Raw genomic sequence first — 15,494 nt, forward strand, 5'->3', positions numbered from 1 at the left:
TAAGCATTACAGTGTAAAGCTTAGTTTATTATGATCGGAAATTAGAGTGACTTAGTAAAATCTTTTAAAAAGTTTTTAAATTCAGCACCCAGTCTATCATGGTGAACACCATATTCGATAAAGGCTTTCATATAACCAATTTTATCACCACAATCGAAACTTTCACCTGTCATATGAAAGGCCTCAACAGTTTCTTTTTCAATTAGCATATCAATTGCATCAGTTAATTGGATTTCATCACCGACACCTACAGGTGTTTTTTCCAGTAAATCCCAAATATTTGCCGAGAATACATAACGACCAACTACGGCAAGATTTGAAGGGGCTTCTTCAGGTTTTGGTTTCTCTACCATGCGAGAAATTTTAGCACTTTCTCCAGCAACAAACTCAACACCATTACAATCAGCCACACCATAACTACTTACATCTTTAGGATCCACTGGCGCCACCATGATTTGACTTGCACCTGTATCATTAAAGCGTTTGATCATAGCTGCTAAGTTTTCTGTTTTTTGGTTTGCTGTAAATTCTGCGAGTAATACATCTGGTAATACTACTGCAAATGGTTCATTACCTACTACTGGGCGACCACATAAAACGGCATGTCCTAATCCTTTTGCATTACCTTGGCGTACATGCATAATGGTAACGTCTTTTGGACAAATAGAACGAACTTCTTCCAATAATTGACGTTTTACACGTTTTTCTAACATAGTTTCAAGTTCAAAAGAGGTATCAAAATGGTTTTCAATAGCATTTTTTGAAGAGTGAGTAACCAATACAATCTCTTTCACACCAGCCGCAATACACTCATTGACCACATATTGGATTAAAGGTTTATCGACCAACGTCAGCATTTCTTTAGGAATAGCTTTTGTAGCCGGTAACATACGGGTTCCAAGGCCCGCAACGGGAATAATAACTTTCATCAGTTTTCCTTCAAATAATAACTCAGCCGCACTTTAACTGTTAATCATAAAGTGCGGTAGACTTTTTACAAATTTTTACAATCTATTGACGAAGAATTGCCAAAATTTCCTTTGTTTTTTCGTCCATTAATTTTTTATCACCACGTGTTTCTAAATTTAAGCGAACCACAGGTTCAGTATTAGAGCTACGTAAGTTAAAACGCCATGTCGGATATTCGATACTAATACCATCAGTTTCATCTACGCTTATCGCATCTTTTTCATAAGTAGCACGTACACGAGCGATGGAAGCTTTTGCATCTGTTAATTTACTATTAATTTCGCCAGGAGATGGGTAAGTATCAATACTATTGTTGACGAGTTGACCAAGTGATTGACCGGTACTGCTAATCAATTCAATCATTAATAACCATGGAATCATACCGCTATCGCAATAGTTAAAGTCACGGAAATAATGATGCGCTGACATTTCCCCACCATAGATAGCATCTACAGCACGCATTTTCTCTTTAATGAAAGAGTGACCAGATTTAGACATAATTGCCTCACCGCCATTTTCTTCCACTAATTGAATTGTATTCCAAATTAAACGAGGGTCATAAATAATTTTTGCCCCTTTATTTTTTTGTAAAAATGCTTGGCTTAATAAACCGACAATATAATAACCTTCGATAAATTGTGCGGTTTCATCAAATAAGAAGCAACGATCAAAGTCACCATCAAATGCAATTCCCATATTTGCGTTATTTGCCAATACAGCATCAATTGTATCTTGGCGATTTTCATGTAGTAGTGGGTTAGGAATGCCATGAGGAAAGCTACCATCTGGATTATTATGTACTTTTATAAAGCTAATAGGAATATTACGAGCTTTAAATTGTGCTTCAATAGCATCAATAACGTGACCTGCGGCACCATTACCCGAGTTGATAACTAATTTCATTGGTTTTAAGTTATCTAAATTAATATAGGATAATAAATGTTCAACATAATCATTTAATACAGATTGTTGTTTGTATATCCCACGTTGGATAACGGGGGCAAAATGATTTTCTTCAGCTAATCGTTGAATATCGGCAAGCCCTGTATCTGCACTAATTGGACGAGAACCTTCGCGTACTAATTTTAAACCATTATAATCCATTGGATTATGGCTGGCAGTGACTTCAATTCCACCATCAGCTTGTAAGAAGGAAGTCGCAAAATAAACTTCTTCTGTACCCACTTCGCCTAAATCAATGACGTTTACACCTGAATCTAATAGTCCATTTGTTACCGCACTTTTTAATTCTTTGCTAGTTAAACGAACATCACCACCTACAACAATGGTTTTCGGTTTTAAAAATTGACCAAAAGCACGACCAATACGATAAACAATGTCAGCATTAAGTTCATCGCCTAAACGACCGCGAATATCATAAGCTTTGAAGCATGTTAATTTAGTCATAACTTCTCCTACTAGACTGTCTAAGCATTTTTATCATCTTCAACTTCAACTGTGTGTTTGATTCGTTGGTAAATTTCCTCACGGTGTACTGAGACATCTTTGGGAGCATTCACCCCAATTTTTACTTGGTTTCCACGAACATTTAAAATTGTGATAGATATATCATCGCCGATGAGTAAGCTCTCGCCAACTTTACGGGTTAATATTAGCATACAGACCTCCTCATCTATTAATATCCCTATTTGTGTCTGTAATATCCTTATTATTGATTAAAATATAGCGCTCACTACACAGATATTAGGTAGTGAGCTATTCCATTAAAAGTGATATTAATCTAAAGTAATTATAAATTGGCATTTAACCAATTTGAGCATACGGTTAGGGCTGCATTAATATTCTCTGGTTGAGAACCGCCAGCCATTGCCATGTCTGGACGACCACCGCCTTTACCTCCAACTTGTTGTGCCATAAGGTTAACAAGTTCGCCCGCTTTTACTTTTGCCGTTAAATCTGTAGTCACTCCAACAATGAGATTTACTTTATCTTCAATCACAGAGGCAAATACAATGATCCCTGAACCAAGTTGGTTTTTCAGATCATCAACCATAACACGTAGTGATTTGGCTTCAATACCATCTAGTTGTTGGATAATCACGGAAATATCATTAATTTTAACCGCACTTTTTACTAGATCGGAGCCAGTTTGCATCGCCACTTTTTCTTTTAATTGTTGTAATTCTTTTTCGGTTTTTTTAGCTTTATCTTGAACTTGTTGAATTTTTTCGATAAGCGATGAGGCATCTGATTTTAATAGTTCAGCGCTTTGGTTAATAATATTTTGTTGTTCGTATAACCAATTCATTGCATTTTCTGCTGTGACTGCCTCAATGCGACGAATTCCCGCAGCAACGGCACCCTCAGAAACGATTTTGAATAATCCAATATCACCGGTTCGTTGCACGTGAGTACCACCACAAAGCTCAATTGAGAAGTCTGTCATACCGACAACACGTACAATATCACCATATTTTTCACCAAATAAAGCCATTGCCCCTTTTTGTTTTGCCGATTCGATATCCATAATATCCGTTGTGACTAGATCATTGTCACGAATTTGACGATTGACAAGGCGTTCAATTTCAGTAAGTTGTGTCTTGCTAATAGGCTCAGGTTGAATAAAATCGAATCGTAATGCACTATCTGATACCAGAGAGCCTTTTTGAGCAACATGATCACCTAATACTTTACGTAAGGCTGCGTGTAATAAGTGAGTTGCACTGTGGTTTGCGGTGATAGCTTTGCGACGTTCAGTATCTACTTGAGCAGAAACGATTTCACCTACAGATAATTCACCTGATTGTAATTGACCAATATGGCCAAAAACTTGACCATATTTTTGCGTATCGTTTATACGGAATGAAGCTAAATCTGTTGATATATAACCAGTATCACCAATTTGACCACCGGATTCTCCATAGAATGGAGTACGATCTAGAATAATCACTGCATTTTCGCCAGACTGAATAGAATCTACTGATTTTCCATCAGCAAATAAGGCAACAACTTTGGCTTCTGACAAAGAGGTTGTTTCGTAACCTTTAAATTCAGTTTTACCATCAACTTTGATCAGATTATTATAATCTACATTAAAGTTACTATTTGCTTGAGCACGAGCACGTTGTGCTTGCATTTCACGATCAAAACCTTCTTCATCAATGGCAATATTACGTTCACGACATACATCTGCGGTTAAGTCCAATGGAAAACCATAGGTATCATATAATTTAAACGCAACATCTCCTGATAGCATATTATTTTTCACTTGTGTTAATGCATCATCAAGAAGGCTTAAACCACGTTCTAATGTACGAGCAAATTGTTCTTCTTCCGCTTTTAGGGTTTTCTCAATTAACGCTTGTTTTTCCGTAATGATTTCACCAGCATGGCCCATTACTTGGGCAAGTGTTGGCACTAATTTATAGAAAAAGGAATTTTGTGCACCTAATAAGTGACCGTGACGTACGGCACGACGGATAATACGACGCAACACATAACCACGACCTTCATTCGAAGGAATCACTCCATCAGCAATTAAGTAAGCACAAGAACGAATATGGTCAGCAATGACTCGTAGAGATTTATTATCTAAATCTTTAGTGCCAATAATTTCAGCTGTCTTTTTAATTAAAGTTTGGAAAATATCAATTTCATAGTTTGAGTTAACATGTTGTAAAACTGCGGTCATGCGTTCTAGCCCCATACCTGTATCAACCGAAGGTTTAGGTAATGGTTCCATTGTGCCATCAACAAGACGATTAAATTGCATGAAAACAATATTCCATACTTCAATATAGCGGTCTCCATCTTCTTCTGGTGAACCTGGTAAACCACCCCAAATATGGTCGCCATGATCATAGAAAATTTCAGTACAAGGTCCACAAGGGCCAGTATCGCCCATTGCCCAAAAGTTATCTGAAGCGTAAGGTGCACCTTTGTTGTCTCCAATACGGATAATATGTTCAGCAGGCACGCCTACTTGTTGATTCCAAATGTTATAAGCTTCATCATCTGTTTCATAAACAGTAACATATAGTTTTTCTTTAGGTAGGCCTAGCCATTGTGGTCCTGTTAGATATTCCCAAGCAAAATGAATCGCATCATGTTTGAAATAATCTCCAAAACTAAAATTACCCATCATTTCAAAAAAAGTATGGTGGCGAGCAGTATAGCCAACATTTTCTAAGTCATTATGTTTACCACCTGCACGAACACAACGCTGAGCAGTAGTTGCACGACTATAAGAGCGTTTATCCATACCGAGGAAAACATCTTTGAATTGGTTCATACCTGCATTGGTAAAAAGAAGGGTAGGATCATTATGGGGAACGAGAGAGCTACTCTCAACAACTTGGTGACCTTTGCTATGAAAAAAATCTAAAAATGATTGTCTGATTTGAGCTGTTGTTTTCATTTATAAACCTTGCTGGTTTTACTTTGTTTATTAATATGCTGTATTGTTACACATTTTTAGAATTTATAGAACGCCTTTTTGAGGAATTTCAGGGATTGGTGACATCTATAAATAAAAAAACAAACCGCACTAACAATAGAAATTGAAAGTGCGGTTCAAAATTTAAAAATTTTATATAAACTAATCTTCGTCGCGTAATGGTACGACTAGCATATCAATTTTAATACTGTTCATTAATTGGCGAGTAGATGACATTAACTTACTCCAAAAGTCTTGATGATGACCTGTAACTAATAAATCTACCTCATATTTTTCAACCGCATCTGAAAGTACTTGACCTAAATCGCCACTGCCACTGAGTTTTTCTGCAACAGGATAACCAACATGCTCAGCAAGTTCCATGAGTGCTTGCTGAGTTTCTGTGGAAATACGATCTTGCATGGAAGACATATTTACATCAATTAGCCCAGTATAAAGATCAGAGAAATTGACATCCACATGGATAATTGAAAGTTTCGCATCATGTCTTTTGGCAACTTCTGCTGCTTTTTTTAAAATCATGTTACTTTCATCAGAAAGATCAACTGCTACTAATACATGTTTATACATAATCTACTCCTTTTCATTTCAGGTTAAATTAATTTGTTATCAATATATTAACATTAGTTTTAAGTAAAAAATTTGCACTAGATCACGTTTTAAAAATTTTTATTTTTCCTTTATTTATCCTAAATAAAAGTCCTTATGATATGATATTTGCAAGCATAAATAAGAGCATGTTCAGGAATAACACATGGCGCAAGATATTCAAAAATTAAAACAGATTGTAGCAAAGCTTCGTGATCCAAATGGAGGCTGTCCTTGGGATCTTAAACAAAACTATGACACCATGATCCCTTGTTTAATTGAAGAAAGCTACGAAGTCATTGAAGCTATTCGTCAGAAAAATACTGTAGACTTGCGTGAAGAATTAGGTGATTTATTAATGCAAGTGGTCTTTCTTAGTCAATTGGCTTCAGAGGAAAATAAATTTACCTTAGAAGATGTGATCAATGATATTTGTAATAAATTAGTTTATCGACATCCTCATGTATTTGGCGATAAATCTGCGAGTAATGAACAAGAAGCCTTGCAAAACTGGAATATGATGAAAGCGAAAGAGGCTAAAAATCAGGCTCATACATCTATTTTAGATAATGTGCCATTTTCTTTTCCTGCATTGTTAAGAGCGGAAAAATTACAGAAAAAATGTTCAAAGGTTGGATTTGATTGGGATGAATTACTCCCTGTGATTGAAAAGGTAGAAGAAGAGTTACAAGAAGTCAAACAAGAGCTCAATAAAAAAGTACCTAGTCAAGAAAAAATTGAAGAGGAAGTAGGGGATTTATTTTTTGCGACAGTTAATTTAAGCCGTCATCTAAAAGTACAAGCAGAAGAAAGCTTACGCAAGGCTAATCATAAATTTGAACGTCGATTTAGAGCATTAGAAACCAAATTGCAAATGCAAAATAAGTCTTTTGAAGATACCACATTAGCTGAAATGGACATGTTGTGGGATGAAGTGAAAAAGCAAGAAAATCAGGAATAAAAAAGGCGATTAAAGTTAATCGCCTAAAATTATTTAAGTTGTTATTAGAAAGAGTCTTTTAGGCGTTCATCTGCACGACGAGCTTCGCCTTTATGTTGTAATTTATTTAATTGTCTTTCTAATTTTTCTTCTACATCATTAATTGCTTTATACATATCATCAGCTTCAGCACTAGCAAATAAGTTGCCTGAAGGTGTAGTAATAGAGGCCTCTACGCCAAAGCCTTGGGGTAACTTACTTAATATGAAATGAGGATTGATTAATTGGGTTTGCCATTTTTCTAATTTAGCAAGTCTCTCCTCAATATGTGAGCGAATAGCAGGGGTGATGTCCATTTGTTTACTTGTAATATTAAGTGTCATAGCATTTACCTCTTTCTATGAAGTGATGAGTTTGATAACTCGATTAGAAACCTTAATTACAAAATAACGACCTCGATATAACTTTTCAAGTAGTTTATGGAGAATACCTGTAGAAAGTTTTAAAAATATGATCTAGGTAGAAAATTTACAAAAAAGTAGTTTTTTTATTTAAGAAAGTTGCTATTATTGAACAGTTACATGGGCATAATATGTTGTACATAAGATGCCCATTTTTTTATTTAAAGATTAGCTGTTTGAGGGATAGCATCGTTTTCTTCATCACGATCATGATGATCTTGTTTTAAGCGTGCAAAGTAATCTTTTGTTTCTTCAATGACCACCTTACGTAAACCAATTAAAGCAATTAAATTAGGGAATGCCATTAAACCATTTACGATATCGGCGAGAATCCAAATAAGATTTAAATGTAAGAATGAACCAGCCCCCACTAAAATAATAAATGTTAAACGATATAATTTAATGCCTCGAATACCCACTAAATAAACAAAGCAACGCTCACCATAGTAACACCAACCTAAAATTGTTGTGAAGGCGAAAAAGAGTAACCCAATAGTTACAATAGTTGCTCCAACAGAAGTGCCTAGACCTTGAGCAAAAGCAAGATTAGTCGCAACGGCGCCAGCGACATTTGGATTTTGCCATGTGCCAGTCAGTACTAATACAATACCTGTCATAGTACATACAATAATAGTATCAAGGAATGTTCCCGTCATGGAAATTAAACCTTGTCGAGCTGGCTCTTTCGTTTGTGCAGCAGCGGCAGCAATTGGTGCGCTACCTAAGCCTGATTCATTTGAGAAAATACCACGAGCCACCCCAGATTGAATAGCTTTCATTACTGTGAAACCTAATGCACCGCCGATAGCTGATTGAGGATCAAATGCACTGTGGATAATTAAACCTAATGCATCTGGTACTCGACCCCAATTAAGCACAAGAATAACAACGGATGTAGCTACATAAAGAATAGCCATAAATGGCACGATAACAGAAGATGCAATGGCTATACGTTTTACTCCCCCTAAGATAATAAGAGCAACTAGTACGGTAATAATAACTGCGGTAATAATCACAGGAATATTAAAAGTATCTTGCATTGCTTGGGTAATTGCATTGACTTGAGGGAAGGTACCAATTCCAAAGAAAGCCACTAGAATTCCAAATACGGCAAATAGTTGAGCTAGCCATTTAATGCCTAAGCCACGTTCAATGTAATACATTGGACCACCCGCCATAAAGCCATTTTTATCACGAACACGATATTTTACTGCGAGCAAACATTCTGCATATTTAGTTGCCATACCTAATAATGCTACCAGCCACATCCAGAAAATAGCCCCAGGTCCCCCAGCTTGAACAGCGGTAGCAACCCCTACAATATTCCCTGTACCAATTGTTGCTGCAAGAGCCGTACAAAGTGCGGCAAAAGCAGATACATCGCCTTTGTCTTTACCTACGTTATCTTTTTTGAAAAGATAAGCTAATGCACGGGGAAGATGAATAATCTGGATAAAACCTAAACGCAAGGTTAAATATAAACCTGTACCAGAAAGTAAAATAAGGAGTGGTGGACCCCAAATAAAAGAGTCTATGGTATTTAAAATCGCTTCGAACGACATATTGATTCCTCGTAAATTTAAAAATTCTACAAGGAGGCGAAAAGAATATAGTGATAAAAAAGAAATGCGCTCAATGATTGAGTGATTAGCTTCAACCGAAATATCTCTTGCCCCTGTCCTTTTGCCTGAGCGTTTCAAGATATCGGTAAAATTTTTGAATTTTAGACCGCACTTTTGCGCCTTCGGCGTCCATTTTGTGCTATGCACATTGGATCTCTCCAAGGGTTCGTCCAGTAACAGTCCCTGCGAAATATCGCGCCTGAAAGATTTTACATCGTCGGCGTAGAGTCAATTCTCTACTCTCCAGCTACCTTCATCCGAACTTATCTTTTATTTGATTAAAAATAAAAGTGCGGTCGATTTTAGCATAAATTATTAAAATCTCAACCGCACTTTAAGGGAAAAATATAATTTAATGATGATCTCGTTGCCATTTAAGGGCAATATAGCTACAACTTGGAATAAGTTTTAATTGTTTTTCATCAATAAATTGGATTAGCGCTTGATAAAGTTTATCTGCCATACCCTGTCCACGAAATTGGTTAGAGACAAATGTATGGTTAGCATTAATGGTTTTATCATCAGTATAAAAATAAGTGAGATGTGCAATTTTTTCACCCGCTTCAGATAAGATAAAAAATTCACCTTGTTGAGCTTGTTCTTGATGCTGAATATTTATCATTTAGTGTTTTGCCCAATCATCATGTTCATTTGGATCCATGGCAAAATCAGCTGTTTCACAGGGAATTGATTTCTCTTCGTCAGCCCATTCACCTAAATCAATAAGTTGGCAACGCTTGCTACAAAATGGGCGATAAGGGCTTTCAAGGGACCAAATGACTTGTTTTTTGCAAATAGGGCAATTCACACTAAAAGTTTCATTATCTTTCATGATTATTGTCTTCTTTTTGTTTAGCTAATCGTAAATATTGATAGTGTAATTCTAGCACTTTTTGCTTGATTTGGTCTAAGGTTTCAGAGAGTTCTCCATCATTATTAATGACATCATCTGCCACGGCTAAACGCTCTGCTCGACTAACTTGCGAGTCCATAATATGTTGAATGAGTTCTCGCTTATTTTGATCTCTTTTACTTGCACGAATGAGTTGAGTTTCAGGCATGGCATCAACAATCAAAATACGATCACACATTGAAGTTAAATTATTTTCAATCAGAAGTGGCACCACAAAAAGTACATAAGGTGCTTGTTGATGGCTAATTTGATGAAGCATTTCATTTCGAATTGCGGGATGCAATAGTTCATTGAGCCAAGTTTTTTCTTCAGGTTGATTAAAAATGATTTCTCGCAATAATGAGCGGTTTAATGTTTGTGTGTCAGTTAATATTTGTTCACCAAAATGTTCTACGATTTGAGCAAGTAATACTGTGCCTTTTTCAACCACCTGACGAGCGATAATATCAGCATCGACCACAACTACGCCTAATTCTACAAAAAGATCGGCAATAGTGCTTTTACCACTGCCAATACCACCAGTTAAACCTACTACATAAGCCATAACGTTACCTTTAAATGAAATTTTTGCTTATGTTAGCATGTTTATGAAAAAGCTCACAGTCGCCCCAATAATGAGAAAAGGTCCAAAGGGAATCATGAGTTGTTTACTTATGGCATTGTCGGATTTATCCTTGAATAGCCAAACATATGTTAACGCAATGAAGCAAGATAAGGTGACCATCATGGGAAGTAAGGTCCAATCAAAGAAGCTTGCTAAGGCACTGACTAACCAATAATCACCTCGCCCAATGACTTCTTTTTTATAGGAGTAATAACTGCTCAAGTAGATAATATAGAATGCGATAAACCCAATGGCTGCACTCAAAGTAGTAGCTTCAAACTGATTAGGTAGAAATTGAAAATAACTTCCAATCAGGCTACATATAAGTAGAGATTGGCAATGCAAAGGCATAATTAATTGATATTGCCAATCAATTCTAGCAATAATATAAAGAATACTGAAACATATGCCTAATAAACCAGTGATAGCAAATGTTTTAGTTGTATATTGCAGTATATAAAATAATCCTGCAAAAGTAATCATATGCGATTTTAACGCATTATGTTTTAATGGTTTAAGTTGGCTATGTTGGTGAATATCCTTAGCTGTAAACTGCGGTATCTGTTGAGAAAATATTTCATAGTAATTTTGATAAATAGCCGTACTGAGATTGACTGCAAAATTATTTTAAATAACTATGGCAGATAACACCTAGTATTCCACCCATTAATGTAGCTAGAAATAACATTAAATTAGATTTCCCATGGTGAAAATAGGTAAATACATACCTAGCATAATAAAACCAATAATAGCTCCAATAATGAGCATCAAAATGGGCTCAAGCAATTGTGACAATAAATCAATTTTATGGCTGAGTTGTTGATGATAATTTTCAGCTAATTTGCCTAGAATATTCGCAAGTTGTCCCGAACGTTCTCCTACTTGTAAGATTTGTCGAGCTTGTTGAGGAAATAATCGAGATCCTACACTTTCTGAAAATTTATAGCCTTGATGAATCGCCTCTAAAATTAGTTGGACTTCTTCTGTTAATACCATGTCCCCTTGTAATTTTTGCGTAGTTTGCCAAGTTTTTATTTTGGGTAAAAAAGATTGCAAAGATTGCTGTAATGGAATTCCAGCAGATAACATTAATTGTAATCCTTGACAAAAATTGATCAGTCTCGCTTGTTGATTAATTTCATTAAAAATGGGAATAAAATTTAATAGTTGTTGTTTATAATGGTTAAGTTTTCTCGAATATTGTAATTTTTTTCTTACGAGCATGATAAGCAGTAAACATAATAACAACATATGCCAAAAATATTGCGTTGTTATTGATGATAATGATAGCAGTAATTCTGTTATAACAGGTAATTGCTGGCGGTCTGAATACATTTCGGCAAATTGTGGGACGATAAAAATTAATAATCCAACCGTTAAGCTGATGGAAATACATAACACGGCTAGAGGATAAATTAAAATTTTTTGTAATTTTCTTTTTAAATCAATTTGTTGTTGACGATGTAAGGCAATTTGTTGACATACTAATGCTAATTTTCCTGTCATTTCACCAACTTTAACTAATTGCTGTTCTTGTTGGCTGATATATAATCCTTGCTGTTCTAATGCTTGAGAAAATGAGAGCCCAGATTCTAAATTAGCTAATAGTTTACGTAGCCAATGATTAAGTGCAATTGAAGAGGAATTTTGAATTAAGATAAACAGGCTTTCTTTTAAGGTTATTTGGGAATCTAACAACATCGCTAACTGCATCAATAAATCACAAACTTCAGTCTTTTTCGGAGTAGTGCGAAATTGCCAATCTTGTTGTAATTTGATTTGTTGTAAGCCTTGAGCAAGTAATAGTTGACGTGCGTGTCGTTCTGATTCGCTAATCAATACTCCCTTTTGTATTTGTTTAAAACGATTAATTGCTTTCCAATGGTAGCGTTTTAATTTCATTGAATTTTTCCTAATACACGTTGTAATTCAGCTTCATCTGTTAGGTTTTTTTGAAGTTTTATTTGTGCAGCATGGTGGAGTGAATCAAAATCCGTTTGATATTGCCACTTTTGACCATTCCAAATAGGATGAAGAAATTGGTATATTCCAATACGTCCTCGGTAACCTTGATAACAATCACATTTCTGAAAATTTTTCTCATTTTGACCGCACTTTTGGCAGCATTTTCTAACAAGTCGTTGTGCAATTACGAGTAATAAGCTGTGATCAATTTCATGTTGTTTTATGCCTAATTGTAGAAGGCGGGAAATTGCAGATTTCGCATCATTGGTATGTAAAGTTGATAAAACTAAATGCCCTGTTTGTGCAGCTCTTAATGCCATTTCGGCACTTTCTTCGTCACGAATTTCTCCGAGCATAATGATATCGGGATCTTGGCGTAAGAAGGTTCGTAATAATGTACTGAAATCTAATCCAATTTGAGTGTGAACTTGAGTTTGAATTATACCTTCAAGCTCTATTTCAATAGGATCTTCTGCGGTCATAATGTGTTTGCTTGTTGTATTTAAGTGTTGTAATGCTGTATAAAGAGTAATGCTTTTGCCACTGCCAGTTGGCCCTGTAACTAATATTAAACCTTGTGGTTGATTAAGCGCCTGTTCAAATTGTTGCTGTTGAGATTTTTCCATCCCTAATTCACTAAAGGATAAATCAACAGGTTTATTCTGTTGTAAACGTAGAACAATTTTTTCTCCTAAATGTGTTGCTAGGGTTGATATGCGAAAATCTAGCATATCCGCAAAAGTCGTCTTGAATTGAAAGCGACCATCCTGAGGTAAACGGGTTTCACTAATATCTAATTTTGCTAGTAATTTAAGGCGAGAAATAATACGGCTAGTTAAAGTTATGTTAATTGGTGGTTGTACTTGCAATACGCCATCAATACGGAACCTCACTTGTAAATGATCAGGGAGGGGTTCAAAATGGATATCTGAGGCATTTTGAGCCAGTGCTTGTTCAAAAATATTGTCTAGTAATCGAATAGTTGGCTCATCTCCTTGTTCTGAAAAATCTTGAGGTATCGCCATATTAGTATATTCAAGTACAGTTTCTTCTACTTTTAGATATTGTGGTTCAAGGGCTTGCAGTAAGCCCTTTAATACTTCAGTTGGAACCAAAATCGGTTCAATGTTTTTACCAGACAAAAATGCAAAAGCATCACAGGCTGCAATATTATTGAGGTTATCAATCGCTAGCCATAAACGTTGCTGATCTTCTTTTACAGGAATAGCAAAATATCGTAATAGCGTTTGGTGTTGCTGCTGATTTTTATGCCATAGACTGTCTTCTATGAACATTTCTTCTTGGTAGCAAGTTTTGAATGGAATACTCATATGATCACTTATTTATCACAAAAACCTGCTGGAAAATCATCTTTATTTGGTGTACAAGTGGTTTCCCAAGTAATGCCTTTTGAAGCGTCACCTGTGGCTTTTAATGTATAACTAACCCCGCTTAAACTCTCTTTACCAGTGACTTTTATTTCTCCAGATGTGACTTGAATATTGTCGACATATTTTCCTTTGATTTTTTGTGAATTTGCAATGCCATGACTACCAGAGCTACATTCATCTGTTTTGCCTTTTTCATAAACACATAATTCTACATCAGCTTTGTAAGGTGCAGATGCTTGGAGCAATTCTGAAATCGCGGCTCTTTTTGTATAATTTTGGTAAGAAGGAATTGCAATGCTGGCAAGAATTGCAATAATAGCAATAACAATCATTAACTCAATAAGCGTAAAGCCTTTTTGAAGTCGATAAGATGGAGATAAACTGCGGTAGTTTTTCATGAAATTTTCCTCTAGTGTTAAATGATTCTACAATCTAATAAATGGAGAAAAGAGGCAAAAGGCTTGGCAGAATTTCTCGATCTAACTCGCAAAATATAAAATTTATGGTAGAAAAACAGCAATTAAATATAAAAGATGGGTGGATTACCAGTGTAAGAAAAGTGGTTTCACCTCATTTTGATAAACGACCGGATAATCAGGATATTTCTTTATTGGTGATTCATTATATTAGCCTGCCACCAGAACAATTTGGTGGTGGCTATATTGAGGATTTTTTTCAAGGTAGATTAGATCCAATGGGGCATCCTTATTTTGCTGAGATTCATCAGGTGAGAGTTTCAGCACATTGTCTCATTGATCGAAATGGGCGTATTACTCAATTTGTGAATTTTAATGATCGTGCTTGGCATGCTGGCATTTCTTCTTTTGAGGGGAGAGAAAAATGTAATGATTTTTCCATTGGAATTGAATTGGAGGGTAGCAATACACAACCTTTTTCAGAATCTCAATATCAAAGTTTGGCACAATTGACCAAACAAATTCAAAAAACTTATCCTCAAATTACTACAAATCGTATTGTGGGACATAGTGATATTGCACCAGGACGTAAGATTGACCCAGGTCAATACTTTGATTGGAGTAAATATTTTAATTTAATTAGCAGTTCATCAAAAAATATGTAAAAATAAGGTAACCTTAATAACCCCATTGTATTATGGTTTAAGGAGTCCAAAATGAAAAAACTCATATTATTATCTATGATGACAATGATGATTGTTGCTTGTAGTGCTCCTGTAGATGAGAAACCGTTGCCTACCAAACCACTACAACCGCCAGCGCTAGTAAGACCTGGCTTTGTAAGAATGTCACCAGATTCACAATATTATGCAGATATTAATTCGGTATGGCTTGATACGAAGAAAAAGCATATGATTCATTTTGATGCTGTAATTAATCTAACCCAAGGGACTTATCTCTATCAAGATAAAACTCAATTTGCAAGATCTATGCGTCAAGCAAAGATTATCAATTGTGAGACGATGCGTTTAACGCATTTAAATACAGATTACTATAGCGAATTTTGGGGAGTAGGAGAGAGAGTTTCATTACCTCACCAACGTAAAAATACAGTTAATTTACGTTCAGGATCATCTCTGAATACTTTAGCGCAGGTGCTTTGTACTAATTTGTTTAAATATTAGTGCAGATAAATAAAAAGTGCGGTT

Annotated in this window: 17 protein-coding genes and 1 riboswitch; of the genes, 3 read left to right on the forward strand and 14 right to left on the reverse strand. The window is 35.6% G+C overall.

What is annotated here, in order from left to right; genetic code table 11:
- Positions 1-41: 41 nt before the first annotated feature.
- The 5 genes from galU to uspA all read right to left on the reverse strand — a co-directional run bounded on the left by galU (position 42) and on the right by uspA (position 5,956).
- On the reverse strand, positions 42-929 hold the full coding sequence (gene galU / locus HMPREF1052_RS10195; RefSeq protein ID WP_005761754.1) for a UTP--glucose-1-phosphate uridylyltransferase GalU: 888 nt from the start codon (positions 927-929) through the stop codon (positions 42-44).
- Between the two features lie 82 nt (positions 930-1,011).
- Positions 1,012-2,376: a phosphohexomutase domain-containing protein gene (locus tag HMPREF1052_RS10200; RefSeq protein ID WP_005761892.1), complete on the reverse strand. Its 1,365-nt coding sequence runs from the start codon at positions 2,374-2,376 to the stop codon at positions 1,012-1,014.
- 20 nt (positions 2,377-2,396) lie between these two features.
- On the reverse strand, positions 2,397-2,588 hold the full coding sequence (csrA, locus tag HMPREF1052_RS10205; RefSeq protein ID WP_005761768.1) for a carbon storage regulator CsrA: 192 nt from the start codon (positions 2,586-2,588) through the stop codon (positions 2,397-2,399).
- A gap of 131 nt (positions 2,589-2,719) precedes the next feature.
- Positions 2,720-5,347, reverse strand: a complete 2,628-nt coding sequence (gene alaS / locus HMPREF1052_RS10210; protein WP_005761883.1) for an alanine--tRNA ligase — start codon at positions 5,345-5,347, stop codon at positions 2,720-2,722.
- Positions 5,348-5,527: 180 nt separating this feature from the next.
- A complete protein-coding gene (uspA, locus tag HMPREF1052_RS10215) occupies positions 5,528-5,956 on the reverse strand; it encodes a universal stress protein UspA (protein ID WP_005761707.1) in 429 nt (142 codons plus the stop codon).
- Positions 5,957-6,140: 184 nt separating this feature from the next.
- On the opposite strand from uspA, the gene mazG reads away from it, so the two are divergent.
- Positions 6,141-6,935 (forward strand): nucleoside triphosphate pyrophosphohydrolase, encoded by a 795-nt coding sequence (mazG, locus tag HMPREF1052_RS10220; protein WP_005761818.1) that lies wholly within the window; start codon positions 6,141-6,143, stop codon positions 6,933-6,935.
- A 44-nt stretch (positions 6,936-6,979) separates the two neighbouring features.
- Here mazG and raiA read toward each other — a convergent pair whose 3' ends face one another.
- From raiA to ppdD, 9 genes are all read right to left on the reverse strand, one after another.
- Complete coding sequence (gene raiA / locus HMPREF1052_RS10225; RefSeq protein WP_005761739.1) at positions 6,980-7,297, reverse strand: ribosome-associated translation inhibitor RaiA; 318 nt, start codon at positions 7,295-7,297, stop codon at positions 6,980-6,982.
- Between the two features lie 239 nt (positions 7,298-7,536).
- A complete protein-coding gene (locus HMPREF1052_RS10230) occupies positions 7,537-8,937 on the reverse strand; it encodes an alanine/glycine:cation symporter family protein (RefSeq protein ID WP_005761863.1) in 1,401 nt (466 codons plus the stop codon).
- 103 nt (positions 8,938-9,040) lie between these two features.
- A riboswitch (glycine riboswitch) is annotated at positions 9,041-9,169 on the reverse strand.
- Positions 9,170-9,349: 180 nt separating this feature from the next.
- Positions 9,350-9,616, reverse strand: coding sequence for a GNAT family N-acetyltransferase (locus HMPREF1052_RS10235; protein ID WP_040596618.1), 267 nt, complete (start codon positions 9,614-9,616; stop codon positions 9,350-9,352).
- Positions 9,617-9,619: 3 nt separating this feature from the next.
- Positions 9,620-9,829 carry a DNA gyrase inhibitor YacG gene (gene yacG, locus HMPREF1052_RS10240; protein WP_005761676.1) on the reverse strand — a complete coding sequence of 70 codons (210 nt, stop codon included), beginning with the start codon at positions 9,827-9,829 and terminating at the stop codon, positions 9,620-9,622.
- Positions 9,819-10,454, reverse strand: coding sequence for a dephospho-CoA kinase (gene coaE / locus HMPREF1052_RS10245; protein ID WP_005761720.1), 636 nt, complete (start codon positions 10,452-10,454; stop codon positions 9,819-9,821). The genes yacG and coaE overlap by 11 nt, the downstream gene beginning before the upstream one ends.
- A 27-nt stretch (positions 10,455-10,481) precedes the next feature.
- A complete protein-coding gene (locus HMPREF1052_RS10985) occupies positions 10,482-10,997 on the reverse strand; it encodes a prepilin peptidase (protein ID WP_005761888.1) in 516 nt (171 codons plus the stop codon).
- Between the two features lie 204 nt (positions 10,998-11,201).
- Positions 11,202-12,416, reverse strand: coding sequence for a type II secretion system F family protein (locus HMPREF1052_RS10255; RefSeq protein WP_005761717.1), 1,215 nt, complete (start codon positions 12,414-12,416; stop codon positions 11,202-11,204).
- The gene (locus HMPREF1052_RS10260) at positions 12,413-13,810 is read right to left on the reverse strand and encodes a GspE/PulE family protein (RefSeq protein ID WP_005761784.1); all 1,398 of its coding nucleotides are present in this window, start codon (positions 13,808-13,810) and stop codon (positions 12,413-12,415) included. The genes HMPREF1052_RS10255 and HMPREF1052_RS10260 overlap by 4 nt, the downstream gene beginning before the upstream one ends.
- An 8-nt stretch (positions 13,811-13,818) precedes the next feature.
- Positions 13,819-14,268 carry a prepilin peptidase-dependent pilin gene (ppdD, locus tag HMPREF1052_RS10265; protein WP_005761853.1) on the reverse strand — a complete coding sequence of 150 codons (450 nt, stop codon included), beginning with the start codon at positions 14,266-14,268 and terminating at the stop codon, positions 13,819-13,821.
- 104 nt (positions 14,269-14,372) lie between these two features.
- On the opposite strand from ppdD, the gene ampD reads away from it, so the two are divergent.
- Together ampD and HMPREF1052_RS10275 are read left to right on the forward strand one after the other, a co-directional pair.
- On the forward strand, positions 14,373-14,951 hold the full coding sequence (gene ampD / locus HMPREF1052_RS10270) for a 1,6-anhydro-N-acetylmuramyl-L-alanine amidase AmpD (protein ID WP_005761809.1): 579 nt from the start codon (positions 14,373-14,375) through the stop codon (positions 14,949-14,951).
- 51 nt (positions 14,952-15,002) lie between these two features.
- The gene (locus HMPREF1052_RS10275) at positions 15,003-15,470 is read left to right on the forward strand and encodes a surface-adhesin E family protein (RefSeq protein ID WP_005761843.1); all 468 of its coding nucleotides are present in this window, start codon (positions 15,003-15,005) and stop codon (positions 15,468-15,470) included.
- Positions 15,471-15,494 lie beyond the last annotated feature (24 nt).

Source organism: Pasteurella bettyae CCUG 2042 (assembly GCF_000262245.1).
In the GTDB taxonomy this organism is placed as follows: Bacteria; Pseudomonadota; Gammaproteobacteria; order Enterobacterales; family Pasteurellaceae; genus Basfia; species Basfia bettyae.